This window comes from Brevundimonas sp., from assembly GCF_013912005.1.
In the GTDB taxonomy this organism is placed as follows: Bacteria; Pseudomonadota; Alphaproteobacteria; order Caulobacterales; family Caulobacteraceae; genus Brevundimonas.
Genome location: NZ_JACESB010000003.1, coordinates 211,643 through 227,001 on the forward strand (window position 1 = coordinate 211,643; position 15,359 = coordinate 227,001).

At 73.1% G+C, this 15,359-nt stretch carries 13 protein-coding genes; 6 read left to right on the forward strand and 7 right to left on the reverse strand.

What is annotated here, in order from left to right; genetic code table 11:
- Positions 1-7: 7 nt before the first annotated feature.
- Complete coding sequence (locus tag H2038_RS04125) at positions 8-2,170, reverse strand: primosomal protein N' (protein WP_292109422.1); 2,163 nt, start codon at positions 2,168-2,170, stop codon at positions 8-10.
- A 30-nt stretch (positions 2,171-2,200) separates the two neighbouring features.
- Between H2038_RS04125 and fsa the strand changes: the two genes are divergently transcribed.
- The 4 genes from fsa to H2038_RS04145 all read left to right on the forward strand — a co-directional run bounded on the left by fsa (position 2,201) and on the right by H2038_RS04145 (position 5,574).
- On the forward strand, positions 2,201-2,854 hold the full coding sequence (gene fsa, locus H2038_RS04130) for a fructose-6-phosphate aldolase (protein ID WP_292109424.1): 654 nt from the start codon (positions 2,201-2,203) through the stop codon (positions 2,852-2,854).
- A gap of 24 nt (positions 2,855-2,878) precedes the next feature.
- The gene (locus H2038_RS04135) at positions 2,879-3,583 is read left to right on the forward strand and encodes a DUF484 family protein (protein WP_292109426.1); all 705 of its coding nucleotides are present in this window, start codon (positions 2,879-2,881) and stop codon (positions 3,581-3,583) included.
- Complete coding sequence (locus H2038_RS04140; protein WP_292109428.1) at positions 3,565-4,494, forward strand: tyrosine recombinase XerC; 930 nt, start codon at positions 3,565-3,567, stop codon at positions 4,492-4,494. The genes H2038_RS04135 and H2038_RS04140 overlap by 19 nt, the downstream gene beginning before the upstream one ends.
- 78 nt (positions 4,495-4,572) lie before the next feature.
- The gene (locus H2038_RS04145) at positions 4,573-5,574 is read left to right on the forward strand and encodes a retropepsin-like aspartic protease (RefSeq protein ID WP_292109430.1); all 1,002 of its coding nucleotides are present in this window, start codon (positions 4,573-4,575) and stop codon (positions 5,572-5,574) included.
- A 6-nt stretch (positions 5,575-5,580) separates the two neighbouring features.
- Here the strand turns inward: H2038_RS04145 and lpdA are convergent, their stop codons facing one another.
- The 4 genes from lpdA to H2038_RS04165 form a co-directional block, all read right to left on the reverse strand.
- Positions 5,581-6,990, reverse strand: a complete 1,410-nt coding sequence (gene lpdA / locus H2038_RS04150; protein ID WP_292109431.1) for a dihydrolipoyl dehydrogenase — start codon at positions 6,988-6,990, stop codon at positions 5,581-5,583.
- An 84-nt stretch (positions 6,991-7,074) separates the two neighbouring features.
- Complete coding sequence (locus H2038_RS04155; protein ID WP_292109433.1) at positions 7,075-7,560, reverse strand: hypothetical protein; 486 nt, start codon at positions 7,558-7,560, stop codon at positions 7,075-7,077.
- A 63-nt stretch (positions 7,561-7,623) separates the two neighbouring features.
- Positions 7,624-9,405: an ATP-binding protein gene (locus H2038_RS04160; RefSeq protein WP_292109436.1), complete on the reverse strand. Its 1,782-nt coding sequence runs from the start codon at positions 9,403-9,405 to the stop codon at positions 7,624-7,626.
- 154 nt (positions 9,406-9,559) lie between these two features.
- Positions 9,560-11,812 carry a TonB-dependent siderophore receptor gene (locus tag H2038_RS04165; protein ID WP_292109438.1) on the reverse strand — a complete coding sequence of 751 codons (2,253 nt, stop codon included), beginning with the start codon at positions 11,810-11,812 and terminating at the stop codon, positions 9,560-9,562.
- Between the two features lie 247 nt (positions 11,813-12,059).
- On the opposite strand from H2038_RS04165, the gene H2038_RS04170 reads away from it, so the two are divergent.
- Positions 12,060-13,142, forward strand: a complete 1,083-nt coding sequence (locus tag H2038_RS04170; protein WP_292109440.1) for a phytase — start codon at positions 12,060-12,062, stop codon at positions 13,140-13,142.
- Here the strand turns inward: H2038_RS04170 and H2038_RS04175 are convergent.
- Both H2038_RS04175 and H2038_RS04180 read right to left on the reverse strand, forming a co-directional pair.
- On the reverse strand, positions 13,087-13,815 hold the full coding sequence (locus H2038_RS04175; protein WP_292109442.1) for a TMEM175 family protein: 729 nt from the start codon (positions 13,813-13,815) through the stop codon (positions 13,087-13,089). The two genes, H2038_RS04170 and H2038_RS04175, sit on opposite strands and share 56 nt — an antisense overlap.
- A gap of 20 nt (positions 13,816-13,835) precedes the next feature.
- Positions 13,836-14,534 carry a MarC family protein gene (locus tag H2038_RS04180; RefSeq protein WP_292109443.1) on the reverse strand — a complete coding sequence of 233 codons (699 nt, stop codon included), beginning with the start codon at positions 14,532-14,534 and terminating at the stop codon, positions 13,836-13,838.
- Positions 14,535-14,620: 86 nt separating this feature from the next.
- On the opposite strand from H2038_RS04180, the gene pyrF reads away from it, so the two are divergent.
- Entirely contained in the window at positions 14,621-15,352 is a 732-nt protein-coding gene (pyrF, locus tag H2038_RS04185; RefSeq protein ID WP_292109445.1) for an orotidine-5'-phosphate decarboxylase, read from the forward strand.
- Positions 15,353-15,359: the final 7 nt, after the last annotated feature.

The following is a 15,359-nucleotide window of genomic DNA, read 5'->3' on the forward strand; positions in this document are numbered from 1 at the left end:
GCCGGGCTCACAGGAAGCTGTAGGGGTCCACGTCCACGTTCAGCCGCACCGAGGCCGGGATCTTCACCCGTCCCAGCCAGGTGCGCAGGAAGGCCTGCAGGTCGACGTCCCGGTCGGCCCGCACCAGCAGCCGCTTGCGGCGGCGTCCCCGCACCAGCGCGAGCGGCGCATCGGCCGGGCCGTAGACCTCCAGCCGGTCGGCGTTGGGGATGGCTTCGGCCAGGTCGCGCGCCGCCTTCTCCACCGCCTGCGGGTTCTCCCCGGACAGGATCAGCGCCGCCAGACGGCCGTGCGGCGGCAGCGACGCCGCCTCGCGCTCGGCCATCTCGGCCTCGACGAAGGCGTCGCGGTCGCCGGCCGCCAGCGCCTGTAGCACCGGGTGCTCCGGGGTCCAGGTCTGCAGCAGGGCGCGGCCCGGCCGCTCGGCCCGGCCGGCCCGGCCGGTCGCCTGGGTGAGCAGCTGGAAGGTGCGCTCGGCCGCCCGCAGGTCGCCGCCCCTGAGGCCGAGGTCGGCGTCGACCACGCCGACCAGCGTCAGGCGCGGGAAGTTGTGGCCCTTGGCCGCCGCCTGGGTGGCGACGAGGATGTCGATCTCGCCCTCGGCCATGCGGCGGATCAGCTCGCGGGCGGCGCGGCCGTCGGGGACGGTGTCGGAGCTGAACACCGCCGTGCGCGCCTCGGGGAACAGCTGGCGCACCTCCTCCTCGACCCGCTCGACGCCGGGGCCCACCGACACCAGCGACTCCTCCGCGCCGCAGGCGGGACACAGCTTCGGCCGCGGCATGGAGAAGCCGGTCAGGTGGCACACCAGCCGGCCGGTGTAGCGATGCTCGACCAGCCAGCTGTCGGTGTCCGGCGCCGTCAGCCGGTGGCCGCAGGCGCGGCACAGCACCACCGGCGCGTAGCCGCGCCGGTTGAGGAACAGCAGGCTCTGCTCGCCTTTCAGCAGGGTTTCGCCGATCGCCTCGCGCAGCGGCTGCGACAGCCAGGTCTGCGGATCGGGCGGGCATTCCCGCAGGTCGACCAGACGGATCTCGGGGAGCACCGCCGCCCCGTGGCGGGCGCCCAGCTTGAGCCAGCCGTAGCGGCCGTGGCGGGCGTTCCACAGCGTCTCCAGCGACGGCGTGGCCGAGGCCAGGACCACGGTCGCCGCCTCGATCCGGGCCCGGGCCACGGCCAGGTCGCGGCCATGGTAGACCAGCCCCTCCTCCTGCTTGAACGAGCCGTCGTGCTCTTCGTCCACCACGATCATCCGTAGACGGACAAACGGCAGGAACAGGGCCGAGCGGGCCCCGACCACGATGCTGCATCGCCCGGCCCGCACCGCCTCCCACACCTGCCGACGGCGCGGCGGCGCGACCCCGGAGTGCCACTCGGCCGGGGCCGCGCCGAAGCGGGCGGCGATGCGCTCGATCACCGCCTGGGTCAGGGCGATCTCGGGCAACAGGATCAGGATCTGCGCCCCGGGATCCGCCCTCAGGGCCTGCGCCGCCGCCTCCAGATAGGCTTCGGTCTTGCCCGAGCCGGTGACGCCGTCGAGCAGGAAGGGGGCGAAACGGCCGTCGCTTGCGGCCTCCGCGAGGGCCCGGGCGGCCACAGCCTGGTCGGGATTGAGCGCCGCGGGGGCATGCTCCGGGTCCGGACGATCGAAGGCGGCCGTCGCCGCGATCTCGACCACCTCCAGCACGCCCTCGTCCACAAGGCCCTTGATCACGCCGGGAGAGACGCCGGCGAGACGGGCGAGGTCGGCGGCGGGCATCGCCCGCGCCCCGAGGGCCTCCAGCACGCCCGTGCGGGCCGCGGTCGGCCGGGCCGGCAGCCGCTGACCGACCCGCCGCACCCGCCGCTCCGGGCGGGGCCGGGGGGCGCGGAGCCCCTTCAGCGCCGCCGCCGCCATCTCGCCCGGCGCGCTGAGGGTCCAGCGGGCCGCCCATTCGACGAAGTCCACCGTCCGCTCCGGCAGGGCCGGCTCGTCGAGGCGCCCGGCCACGGCCTTCAGCCGCCGGTTCGAGCCGGTCGTCTCGCGCGCCTCCGCCACCACGCCCCGCACCAGCCTCGGTCCCAGCGGGACGGAGACCTGGTCGCCGCGCGCGACCTCCAGCCCCTCCGGGACCTCGTAGTCGAAGGCCTCGGGCACCGGCAGGGGAATCAGGACGGAGGCGACTTTCACCGGCGGCTCCGAAGGGCTAGAAGCCCGCGCATGAAACTCTTCCTCGACACCGCCGACGTCGCCGTCATCAAGGACATGGTCCCCACCGGAATGGTGGACGGCGTCACCACCAATCCGTCGCTGATCGCCAAGTCGGGCCGGAACATCGCCGAGGTCATCGCCGAGATTTGCGCCCTCGTCGAGGGGCCGATCTCCGCCGAGGCGGTGGCGACCGACTTCGAGACCATGGTCCGCGAAGGCGAGAAGCTCGCCGCCATCGCCCCGAACGTGGTGGTCAAGCTGCCGCTGACCTGGGACGGCCTGCGCGCCACCCGCGCCTTCGCCGAGCGCGGCGTGAAGACCAACGTCACCCTGTGCTTCTCCGCCGCCCAGGCCCTGCTGGCCGCCAAGGCCGGCGCCACCTTCATCTCGCCCTTCGTGGGGCGGCTGGAGGACCACGGCGCCGACGGCGTGGCCCTGCTGGAGGAGATCCGCACCCTGTACGACATCCACGGTTTCGAGACCGAGGTGCTGGCCGCCTCCCTGCGCAACCCCTCGCACGTCTCGGCGGCGGCCCTCGCCGGCGCCGACGCCGCCACCCTGCCGGCCGACGTTTTCAAGGCCCTGGTCAAGCACCCGTTAACCGACAAGGGGCTTGATGCCTTCCTAGCCGACTGGGGCAAGACCGGCCAGTCCATCCTGTAAGAGTCGCCTCGGGGAGAGGTCTTCGTGAGCGCATCGCCTGACCTCTCCGCCGACGCCCCGACCGAGCCGCACTGGCCGGAGATCCGGGCCTGGCTGCAGGCCAATCCGCAGACCCTGCTCGACGACCGCTCCCTGCTCGAGGAGATCGGCCTGAAGCCGCACGGCCGCAACGTGGTCGACTTCGGCCGCGCCGCCCTGACCCGTCTCGAGGCGGCCGCGGAGCGGGAGGCGGACGCCCGCAAGCGCATCGAGGCGATCGCCCGCGCCAATTTCGCCGCCCAGACCCAGACCCACGTCGCCGCCCTCGACCTGATGGAGGCGCGCAACCTGTCCGACCTGGCCCGGCGGCTCGACGCCGCGGTCCAGGGCCGCTTCGGCCTCGCCGGCGCGGCGGTGGCCCTGGAGAAGCCGGGCGGCGCGCCGTTCGGCTGGAAGACGCTCGAGGCCGGACGGGTCGACGCCCTGCTCGGGGAGCACGGCCTCGCCTGGCTGGGCCCGCACTTCGACGGGCTGAACCTGTTCGGGGCCGCCGCCGACGAGGTCCGCTCGGTGGCCCTGATCCGGATGACGCCGCACTTCCCGGGTTCCGGAACGGCGGCGCGGGCGGGTCTTTGCGCCTTCGGCTCGTCCGAGCCGGACGGCTTCACGCCGAACATGGGCTGCGAACTCGTCGCCTTCATCGCCCGGGTCGTCGAACGGACGGCCGAACGATGGCCGATCCTCAGCTGAGCGCGGAGCAGGCGCTCGCCGCCTGGCTGGAGCACCTCGCCCACGAGCGTCGGCTGTCGCCGCGCACCCTCGAGGCCTACGGCCACATCGGGCGGCTGTACCTGGCCTTCCTGGCGCAGCACCGGGGCGAGGCCCTGCGTCTCGCGGACCTGGGCTCGGTCACGGCGGCCGAGGTGCGCGCCCACCTCGCCGCCCGGCGCGGCGGCGACCGCCCCCTCGCCGCCCGCTCGATCGGCCAGACCCTGGCGGCGATCCGCACCTTTCACGCCTTCCTCGACCGCCGCCTGGCCACGCCCGCGCCGCAGCTGGCGCTCGTCCGCGGCCCGCGGATCAAGCCGACCCTGCCGCGGCCGGTGAGCGAGGATCAGGCCCGCGGCCTGCTGCAGGAGACGCAGGCCGATCCGGACGTGGAGCCCTGGGAGGCCGCCCGCGACCGGGCCGTCCTGACCCTGCTCTACGGCTGCGGCCTGCGCATCTCCGAAGCCCTGGCCCTGACCCGCCGGGACGCGCCCCTGTCCGAGGCCCTGCGCATCCTCGGCAAGGGCGGCAAGATCCGGCTGGCTCCGGTGCTGCCCGCGGTGCGCGAGGCGGTCGACGCCTACCTCGCCCTGCAGCCCTGGCCGCTGGCTCCGGACGACGCGCTGTTCCGGGCGCGGCGCGGCGGCCCGCTCGGTCCGCGGCAGGTGCAGGCCGCCATGCAGCGGCTGCGCGGCCGGCTGGGCCTGCCCGCCAGCGCGACGCCGCACGCCCTGCGCCACAGCTTCGCCACCCATCTGCTGGGGGCCGGCGCCGACCTGCGATCGATCCAGCAGCTGCTAGGCCACGCCAGCCTGTCGACCACCCAGAAGTACACCGCCGTCGACGCCGCCCGGCTGCTCGACGCCTACGCCGCCGCCCACCCCCGCGCCTGATCCGGCGCACTGGCCAGTTCTCTCCCTCTGCGCCTACAGTGCGGGTTCGTGCGGCGGGGGGCCGCGGCGGAGAGAGGGATGAGGGGACCGGATCGGCGCTGGATGCTGGCGGGTCTGGGCGCGGGGGCGGCCGGTCTCGCCCTGTCCCGGTCGCCGGTCCGGGCCCAGGAGCCGCCGCCGGCGCCCGACGCGGCGCAGCCGGTGCAGCTGCTCGCCAACCTGTTCACGCGGGTCGGCGCGGCGGTGACCGTGAACGGGCGCGGACCGTTCACCTTCGTCATCGACACCGGCGCCGCGGCGACGGCGGTTTCCGATGCGGTCGCGGCCGAGCTGGCCCTGCCGCAACGGGCGCCGGTGCTGGTCCACGGCATCACCACGGCGACACGCACCGACAGCGTCGCCGTCCATCGCCTCCAGCTCAGCGGCCTCAACTTCCACGATCTGGTCTGTCCGGTGCTGCCGGCGGACAATCTGGGCGCGGACGGCCTGCTGGGGCTGGACGTGCTGGGCCGCTTCCGCCTGAGCTTCGACGTCAGCCGGCGCTCGGCCAGCCTGAGCATCCCCGGCGTCCGCATCCTGATGGGCGGCGCGGACATGACGACGGGCACCCGCCTCCCCCGCGCCGGCGTGCGCACCGTCCGCGGCCGGTTCGGACAGCTCATCCTGACCCAGGTGGCGGTGGAGGGGGTGCCGACGGCGGCCTTCATCGACAGCGGGGCCCAGTATTCGATCGGCAACGGGCGGCTTCAGCGGGCGGTCGCCGCCCGCCGCAGCGAGTTCGGACGGCTGGCGCAGCGGGTGCCGCTCTACGGCGTGACCGGCCAGAGCCTGTCAGCGGATCTGGCCCGGGTGTCCGACCTCCGTCTGGGCGCGAACCGGCTCGGGCCGACGCCGCTGCTCTTCGCCGACCTGCATTGCTTCGGCACGCTGGAGCTGGACGACCGGCCGGCCCTGCTTATCGGGGCCGACCTGCTGGGCCGGTTCCGCCATGTCGCCATGGATTTCGACGCCGGGTCGGTGACCTTCCGCGGCCTGCGGCGGCAGACGACCCGATCGGTCGAGGATACGCTGCGCGGCTGAGCCGGCTCAGGCCTGCATGGTCCAGCCCTCGACGCCCATGGCCGCCTGGCGGACGGCCTCGGAACGGGTCGGGTGCGGGTGGCAGATGCGGGCGATGTCCTCCGACGCCCCGCCGAAGGCCATGGCGACGCAGGCCTCGCCGATCATCTCGCCGGCCTGCGGGCCGAAGATGTGCACCCCGAGGATGCGGTCGGTGGCGGCGTCGGCCAGCACCTTCACGAAGCCGTCGGTCTCGTGATTGATCTTCGCGCGGCTGTTGGCGGTGAAGGGGAATTTGCCGGCCTTGTAGGCGACGCCGGCCTCCTTCAGCTGCTCCTCGGTCTTGCCGACCCAGGCCACCTCGGGAGCGGTGTAGACGACGCTCGGCACCAGGTCGTAGTCGACGTGGCCGGGCTTGCCCGCGATCAGCTCGATCGCCGCGACGCCGTCCTCCTCGGCCTTGTGGGCCAGCATCGGCCCGTGGGTCACGTCGCCGATCACCCAGACGCCGCCGGCGTTGGTGCGGAAGTGGTCGTTGGCGATGAAGCCGCGCTTGTCGGGCTCGATCCCGACCGTCTCGAGGCCCAGCCCCTCGGTGTAGGGACGGCGGCCGATGGCCACCAGCACCACGTCCCCCTTCAGGGTCTCCGCCGCGCCGCCGGCGGCCGGTTCGACGGTCAGCTCGACGCCGTCCTTGCCGGTCTTCCCGCCGGTGACCTTCATGCCCAGCCGGAAGCTCATGCCCTGCTTGGTCAGCGAGCGCTGAAAGGCCCTGGCGACATCGAGGTCCATGCCGGGGGTGATGCGGTCGAGGTATTCGACCACGGTCACCTCCGCGCCGAGGCGGCGCCACACCGAGCCGAGCTCCAGACCGATGATGCCGGCGCCGACCACGATCAGCTTCTTCGGCACGGCCGCCAGCGACAGGGCGCCGGTGGAGTCGACCACCTTGCCGTCCTCGAAGGCGACTCCCGGCAGCGGGGTCGGCTCGGAACCGGTGGCGATCAGGATGTTCTTCGCCGACAGGGTCGTGACGGTTCCGTCCGCCGCCGTCACCTCGACCGCCCCCGGGCCGGTGATCCGTCCCCGGCCCCTGATCCACTCGACCTTGTTCTTCTTGAACAGGAATTCGATGCCCTTGGTCAGGGCCGAGACGCTCTCGGCCTTCTGGCCCATCATCTGGTCGAGGTTGAGCTTCGGCGCCCCGACCTCGATGCCCAGTTTCGGGAATTCCTTCGTCGCCGCCTCGAACAGCTCCGAGGCGTGCAGCAGGGCCTTGGAGGGCATGCAGCCCACGTTCAGGCAGGTGCCGCCGAGCGTGTCGCGCATCTCGACGCAGGCGACCTTCAGGCCCAGCTGGCCCGCGCGGATGGCGGCGTTGTAGCCGCCCGGTCCGCCCCCGATGATGACGACGTCGTAGTTTGCGGCTTCGGCCATGGGGGTCTCTGGGCTGCTGGGGCGGGGAGGCGGCCGGAACCTAGCGACCCCGCCGCGCCGGTCAACCGCCCGCGCGCAGACGTCTCAGTAGGCGAACTGCCCTGGCAGGCGCTTGCGGCGGATGCGGCGGCCGGCGACGACCACCAGAACGCCGAGCAGCAGCAGCGCGCCCAGCGCCAGCCACAGCGGATCGACCGGCAGACCCGCCGGCGGGCCGCGGAGGGCCGCGCCCGAGGCCTCCGCAGCGGGCGCCCCCGCGCCCGGCAGCCGTCCGTCCATGGCCAGGCGAAGGATCGCGTCGGCGATGAAACCGAGGAAATAGGCCACCGCCGCCCGCGAATTGCCGGAGCCCAGCATCAGCGCCGCCACCACATAGAGGAGGATGGCGGCGGCCAGGACCGCCCAGGCCGGCACGAGGCCGAACAGCGGCGCCCCCGCCTCGGCGGCGCTCCGCATGGCCATCGGCGCCTCCGGGGCCGCGGACCCCAGCAGCGGGGCCAGCCAGGGCCACGCCAGCCAGGCCGCATAGCCCAGCACCGCCGCCGCCACGATGAGTCTCAGCACTTTCATGACCCGCACTCCCTCTCCGTTAACCAGCCTACACCGGCCGACGGCGAACGGCGATAGGCAGGATCAGGCGGCGTCCGGAAGGGTGATCGACACCTCGGCGCCGGAACCCGGCTGGCTCTCGATCGACAGCACGCCGCCCGACTGGCGGGCGAAGGCGTAGGCCTGGGACAGGCCCAGCCCCGCCGCGCCCTCGCGGGTCGTGAAGAAGGGCTCGACGGCGCGGGCGGCCAGCTCCCGGTCCATGCCGGGGCCCGTGTCGCGCACGCTGAGCCGCAGCCCGCCCTCGAGCTGCCGCTCCAGTCGCACCGCGACCGAACCCTGGCCGCCGACGGCCTCGACGGCGTTCCGGGTCAGGGCCTGCACGGCCCCCTCGAAGGCCACCGGGTCGATCCGGGCCATCGCCGGCTGCGCCGGGGCCTCGACCATCAGGTCCACGCCGGGGCCGACCATGGCGCGCAGGCGGGTTTCGAGACCGCGCAGCAGGAGGCCGGCGTCGAGAAGGGGCAGGACCGGCTCGTCGTCGCCCTGGGCGAAGGCGGTCAGGCGGCGGGTGAGCGCCTCGCCGCGGCGGCCGGCGGCCAGCGCCGCCTCCCCGAGGCGACGCACGCGGCCGGGGTCGTCCGCCTGCCGCAGCATCATGTCCAAGGCTCCCGTCATGACGCCGAGCAGGGCGTTGAAATCGTGCGCCAGCCCTCCGGTCAGCCGGCCGACGCTCTCCATCCGGCGTCCGCCCTGCAGCTCCGCCTGTGCGGCCTCCTGCGCCTTTCGGGCCTCGTCGAGCGCGGCTTGAGCCCGGGCGCGGGCCTCAGCGGCCTCGGCGCCGGCCGCTTCCGCAATCCGCCGGGCCTCATCGAGCTCGGCCTGCAGCCGCAGGGCCTCGTCCGTCGCGGGGGCGGGCGGAACCCCGGCCTCATCGCCGGCGGGCGCCGCAGCCGCCGTCTCCTCCGCTCGCTCGCCGGCGAGCAGCAGGGCGTCGACCTGTCCGTCCGCGTCCGGCAGCGGCAGGATCGACCAGCGGACGGCCCCGTCCGCCTGGCGGCGGGACACGATCGGCTCCGCCTCTCCGGGCGGGACGTCGATCGCGCCACGCAGGATGCGCCGGCCCTCGGCGCGTTCGTCCTCGGCGAGGAACAGATCGGCGAAGTCGCCGCCCGCCGGCTCCCGTCCGAGAAGGGCGCGGGCGGTGTTGTTGATCTCGCGCACGGCTCCGTCGGCGGAGACGACCACCAGGGCGCTGGACGCGGCGTCGAAGACCCGCCGGGTGACGTCGTCGGTCGTCTGCGACGGGACGGGCTGCGGCTCGGGGGTGGTCAGGCCCTCGGTCTCGACGATGGCCGCGGTCGAGCCGGTGATCTCGCCCCATTCGTTCTCGATCGGCATCGCCGTGACCGAGACCAGCATCTTGCGGCGGCTGGCCGGGTTGGCGATCAGGTGCTGGAAGCTCTTCACCGTCTGCCCGCGCAGGGCCCGGGCGCTGGGAAGCAGATCCGGCGGCACCGGCCGCCCGTCGGGGAAGGTGATGCCCCAGGTCGCCGAGTGAAAACGCAGCCCGATCAGCTCCGCGTCGCGCCGCCCCAGCAGCTGGTGCGCCGCACGGTTGGCGAAGACGAACTTCCCCTGTTTGTCGGTCTCGACGAGGGCGACGGGGATGGCGTTGAGGGTCTCGAACAGGCGCTTCTGCGATTCCTCGGCGACCCTCTGCACCAGGTCGAGCTGGCCCGAGGCGTCGACGTGACGCGACCGGTTGGTCCAGGCGAACCAGAGCGCGACAAACCCCAGCAGCCAGCCGGCCGCGGCCAGCCCGCCCAGAACCCACACCCAGTTGATCTGGCCCTCGAGAAACATACGCCCTGACTGTCCCGTTCTGGCGCCGCTGCGCCGGTCCGGGAGACACCTTGCAAGGGGCGAACCGGAACAGCCCGCATTCGCCCCCAAGGCGACCTAGCCGCGGTTTCCCGGGCGGTCCAGCCGGAAACCTTCCGGCCGGACCTGTGCGGGATCAGAACGTGGCGCGGACCGTCAGCTGGTACAGCACGCCCGAGCGCTCGCTCTCCAGCTCGAACTCGTCCAGGTCCCCGTTCGCGCGGTTGTCGAGGATCTCCTCGACGGAGTCGCCGTCGTACTTCCAGAACGTCTCCCGCTTTTCCTTGTCGAGCAGGTTGATGGCGGAGAGGCGGACCACGATGCGGTCGCCGAAGCGCTTCTCCACGAACGCCTCGAGGTCCTGGTCGTACTCGACCTCGACCAGCTCATCGAGACCCGACTCATAGCCCTCGTCGCGGCCATAGAGGCTGGCGCCGAAGCTGGCGCCCCACGACGGGAGGTTCTGGATGAAGCCGAGGTTGTAGACGTTCGACGGCTGGTTGCGGAACTGACGCTCGACGCCGGTCCAGGGGTCGACCACCTCGCTCTCCAGCCAGGTGTAGTTGAAGAACACCCCGGTCTCCGGCAGGCCGACGAAGTCCAGCGGGGCCGAGAAGTCGACCTCGACGCCCCAGGTCGTGCCGTCGCCGATGTTGCGCGGCTCGAACAGGTTGTAGACGTCGTCGCCGGCGGCCGGCGGATCCCCGTCCTCGTTGACCTCCCGGCCCGTGTCGACCAGCTCGATCAGGTTCTCGATCTCGCGGTAGAACAGGTTCACGCCGACGACGCCGCGCCGGCCGATCCGGTGCTCGTAGCCGAGGTCGAAGCCGTTGGCGAACTCGCTTTCGAGCAGCGGGTTGCCCTGCAGGGCGTCCTCGTCGCCCGGCTCTTCGTCGGCGAGATAGGGCGCCAGGAAGCTGTAGTCCGGCCGGCGCTGGGTCCGCGCCCAGGAGGCGCGGAACTGGTCGCGGCTGGTGGGCGACCAGGTCAGGTGCGCCGACGGGAAGAGCTCGCTCGCGTCGGACTCGACCGTCCCGAGATCGCTGGTCACCTCCCGGTCCATCGACTCGTAGCGCAGGCCGACGTCGAGGGTGAGGGCGGGGCTCAGCTCGAAGGTCCCGCGCACGAACGGCTCCAGCCGGGTCTCCTCGATGCTGTAGATGGCGCCCGGCTCCGGATCCGGATCGTCGACCATGCCGCCCGAGATGTCGAACTCGACCTCGGCCGCGTCCCGCTCCTTGATCAGGTAGTCGGCGCCGAACTTCAGCCGGAAGGCGCCCTCGCCCAGGGTGTAGGCCGCGCCGAACTCGTATTCATCGTCGGTGATGTCCAGCTCGACGTATTCATCCAGCTCCAGCGGGTCGCCGGGATCGGCCACGTCGGTGCGGCTGCTGCTGTCTTCCCGGAAGCCGGACCAGCCAGCCTTGAAGTCGAGCTCGCCCGGTCCGACGTCGAACTCGCCGTCCATGCCGAGGGCGTAGGTCTGCTGGCTGATCCGCTCGGCCTGCACCTCGGTCTCGTCCAGCTCGTCGAACACGCCGGAGCCGTTATCGACGTAGGTCAGCGAGGTCTCGTCCTCGTCGCGGTCGGTGTCGACCGCGAGGCCGTTGAAGCGCAGCCGGCCGTTGTCGAAGCGAACGGTGAACTCGGCGTTGGCCGACAGGTCCTCGCCGTCGCGCGTGTCGTCCTGCAGCTCGATGTTGTCGAGCGCGCCGCCGTTCGCCGGATCGTCGTCATAGCGCTCGGACCGCTTCTCCTTCGGATTCCGGCGACCCTGGTAGTTGAGCGCCACCCAGAGCGAGGTGTTGTCGGTCCCGCCCGCCCAGGCGACCGAGCCGGCGCCGCGCATCTCGCCGTCCTCGTTGACGAGCACGCCGCCGCGGACCACGCCGCCTTCCAGCTGCGCCCCTTCCTTGAGCACCACGTTGATCGCGCCGGCCACGCCGTCCGACGGCTGGTCGGCGCGCGGGCTGCGGATGATCTCGATGCGCTCGACCAGCTCGGCCGGGATGCGGTCGACGAAGAAGGCGCCGTCGTCCTCGCCGCCCGGCGCGCGACGGCCGTTGATCAGGATGTTGGTGTACCCCGGCGGCAGGCCGCGCATCGACACGCCGTCGAACTCCAGCACGTCCGAGGTGAAGGTCACGCCGGGCACGCGCTTCAGCATTTCGCCCACTGACACCGGCTCGAAGCGCTGGAAGTATTCGAGGTCGTACGAGAGGATCGGGTTCGCTTCGGCGGTGCGATTGCGGAAGACGATGTCCCCGGTGACCACCACGTCCTCGATGCGGACGGGCTCGGCGGAGCGGGCGTCCTGTTCCTGGGCCTGGACCGCGCCGGCGAGGGCGAGGGGCGCCAGGGCGGCCCCGAGGAGAAGAGCGACTTTCATGTGGTGCATCCCGATGGTCCGGCCGGCCCCCCGGCCGCCGGTTCGGAACATCGAGCTAGGCCGTACCGGCGACGCCTCCGCGACGGTTCGGCGAAGCCGGCTTTGCGGTTTCTCGACGACTCTGCGACCGTTGTTCTCTGTCCGGACGGCTTGTCATCGGCATGACGCGCAAGCGTCACCGTTCCGGCATTGACCCGCCATCCGGCCCATGGCCAAGCCGGACCGGCCCACCACGGAAGGAGCCGCCATGACCGTCCGCCATCTGATCGTCGCCGCCGTCGCGGCCGTTCTCGCCGGCTGCGCCGCCCTGGACGGGGAACGTCAGGGCGTCGGCGCGCCGGCCCCGGCTGCGCTCGAGACCCCCTCGGTGGGCACCACCGGCGAGGACGCCGCCGACGATCCGGCGATCTGGGCCTCGGCGACGCCGGTGCGGTTCGGCGATCATGCGATCCGCGGCTTCGTCGCCGGCACCGACAAGAAGGCGGGCCTGTACATCTACGGCCTCGACGGCGCGATCCTGCAGTTCCTGCCGGAGGGGCGGCTGAACAACGTCGATCTGGTGGACGGCCTGGCGATCCAGGGGCGTCCGCAGGTCGTGCTCGGCGCCAGCGACCGCACGGTCGGAAAGGCCGGGATCGCCCTGTACCGCTTCGATCCGGCCGCCGGGGCGGGGGCCCAGGTGCAGGTGTGGGGCCACATCCCGACCGACGTCGTCGAGCCCTACGGCTTCTGCATGACCCGGCGCGGCGCCGAGGTTCACGCCATCCTGCTGGGTCACGAAGGCGAGCTGCGCCAGTTCCTGCTCGGCGCGGGCGCCGGCGGGGAGCCGGTCGCGCGGGAAGTCCGGCGGGCCGAGGTCGGCTCGATCTCGGAAGGCTGCGCCGCCGATCCGCAGTCGGACGCCCTGTACGTCGCCGAGGAGGGGGTGGGCATCTGGCGCTACGGCCTCGATCCGGCGTCGGGCGCCGCCCGGACCCTGCTGCAGGGCGTGGCGCCGGGCGTGCTGGTCGCCGACGTCGAGGGGCTGACGATCCTCGAGGACGGCGCCGCCCGCTACCTGATCGCCTCCAGCCAGGGCGACTCGACCTTCGCCGTGTGGCGGCTGGACGGCGCCGCGCCGGCCTTCGTCGGACGCTTCGTCGTCGCTGACGGCGCCGTCGACGGGGTGACGGGCACCGACGGACTGGACGCGCTCGGCGGGCCGGTGGGCGACGCCTTCCCCGAGGGGCTGGTGGTGGTGCAGGACGACGTCAACGACCGCGGCACCCAGAACTTCAAGTTCGTCGACTGGCGCGAGATCCGCGCCGCCCTCGCTTCGGCCGCGCCGTAGCGCCGGACACCGGGCCACGGGCCTTCCACGCCAGCAGGGCGATGCCGAGGGGGATGAGGTTGTAGGCCACGCCCGGCGCCCAGGGCGCGGCCCGCAACGCCGGCGACAGGGCCAGACCGCAGGAGACCGCGGCCGCGGCCAGGGCCAGGGCCCAGTTCCCCGCCCAGGAGACCGCCTGCCGCCGCACGTCCGACCCGACGGCCAGCGACCGGGCGGCGTGGGCGAACAGCAGCACGTACAGGGCCGCGAGCGCGCCGAAGGCCGCGCCATAGGTGACGTAGGCTCCGCGCAGGTCGGCGAGGGCGCTCATCAGCCCGCCGCCGGGCAGCCGTCCGCCCGAGAGGAAGTGGGTGGCCGACTCGGTGAGCAGCCGCAGCGGGAAGACGAAGACCAGCACGGCGAAGACGATGGCCAGGCTGAGGAAGGTGCTCCAGCCGTCCCGCCGGGCCCCCAGTCGCGACCAGCTCCGGTGCGCGATCCAGAACAGGGCGACGAGGGCGAAGCTGGCGGCGAAGGCCGGGATCCGGGCGAGGGCCGTCTGCAGATCCTGGTAGGAGCGCAGCGGCTCGGCGCCGGCGATGATCAGCAGGGATACGGCGAAGGCGAAGGCGGCGTCGACGAAGGCGTCCTGTCGCTGGACGTCGGCCGGTCCCGAGATCCCGGTGGCGCCCATGTCCCCCTCCCCGCTCCGCCTCAGTGACCGCCGCTGGGATAGGGCGTGGTGGCGATCGAGCTGAACATGCCCGGAATGGCCTCCGCCAGACCGGCGAGGATGAACTGGATGGCGAGGGCGCAGAGGATCAAGCCGAGCACCCGCACCACGATGGCCATGCCGACGTCGCCCAGCACCCGGCTGATCGGCCCGGTCAGCGAGAAGCAGACGAAGGACACCAGCCCCGCCGCGGAGATGGCCGCGAGGGAGGCGAGCGTCGCCGCCGGCCCGATCCGCTCCGCCTCCCCGGCCTGGATGATCACCGCCGAAATGGCGCCGGGGCCGATCATCAGGGGGATGGCGAAGGGCACGATGAGGCGCTGGAAGCGGCGCTTGGCGTAGCCCCGCACGTCGCCGGCGTCGGTCACGGCGTCGGCGTCGGCGAACATCTTCAGGAAGTCCTCGCGCGCCATGTCGAGGCCGAGGAACAGCAGCAGGATGCCGCCCGCGATGCGGAAGGCGGCCAGCGAGATGCCGAAGAACTGCAGCAGGCCGAGGCCGGTGAAGAAGAAGAAGCCGAGGAAGACGACGGCGAACAGGCAGATCAGGCCCGACACCGACACGCGCTGGCGCAGGGTCGCGCCGGCCGTGGCGGCGGCGAAGATCGGCAGGTTGCCGATCGGATCCAGCAGGGCGAACAGGGCCACGAACAGGTTGACCCCCAGATCGACCGCGTCCATGTCCTGACCCCGCCCCCAATTCAGCTGCGCCCATAAGGGCCGAGGCGCGCCCGCGCGTCCACCCCCAAGGCGAACGGAGACCGACGATGACGCCCGCGCCCACCGACCCGCGCCTGATCGTCGGCCTCGATCTGTCGTCCTTGGACGCGGCCCGGGCCATGGTCGACCGCCTCGGGGCGACGGTCTCGGCCTACAAGATCGGCCTGACCCTCCTCGCCCGCCCCGGCGGCGTGGCCTTCGCCCACGAACTGCGCGGCCGCGGCAAGAGCGTCTTCCAGGACTGGAAACTGCACGACATCGGCGCCCAGGTGGAAGGCGCCGCGCGCGCCGTCGCCGAAGGCGGCTGCGATCTGCTGACCGTGCACGCGGAGCCGCAGGTGATGCGCGGGGCGGTCCGGGGACGGGACGCGGCGGGTTCCGGTACGAAGCTGCTGGCCGTGACGGTGCTGACCAGCCTGTCCGACGCGGATCTCGCCGAGATCGGCTACGGCGCCGGCGCCGCGGCCCTGGTGGAGCGGCGGGTGCGGCAGGCGCTGGATTGCGGCGTCGACGGCGTCGTCTCCAGCCCGCTGGAGGCCGCCGCGGTGCGGGCGCTGGCGGACGCCGCGGGCCGTCCGGAGTTCCTGGTCGTCACCCCGGGCGTGCGGCCGGCCGGAGCCGAGCGGGGCGACCAGCAGCGGGTCGCCACGCCCGCGGAGGCGCTGCGCGCCGGCGCCAGCCATCTGGTGGTCGCCCGGCCGGTGGTCGCCGCCGACGATCCCCTGCGCGCGGCTTCGGCCATCGTCGGGGAGATCGCCGGAGTCGGACGGCCGCGCTGAGGCCGGG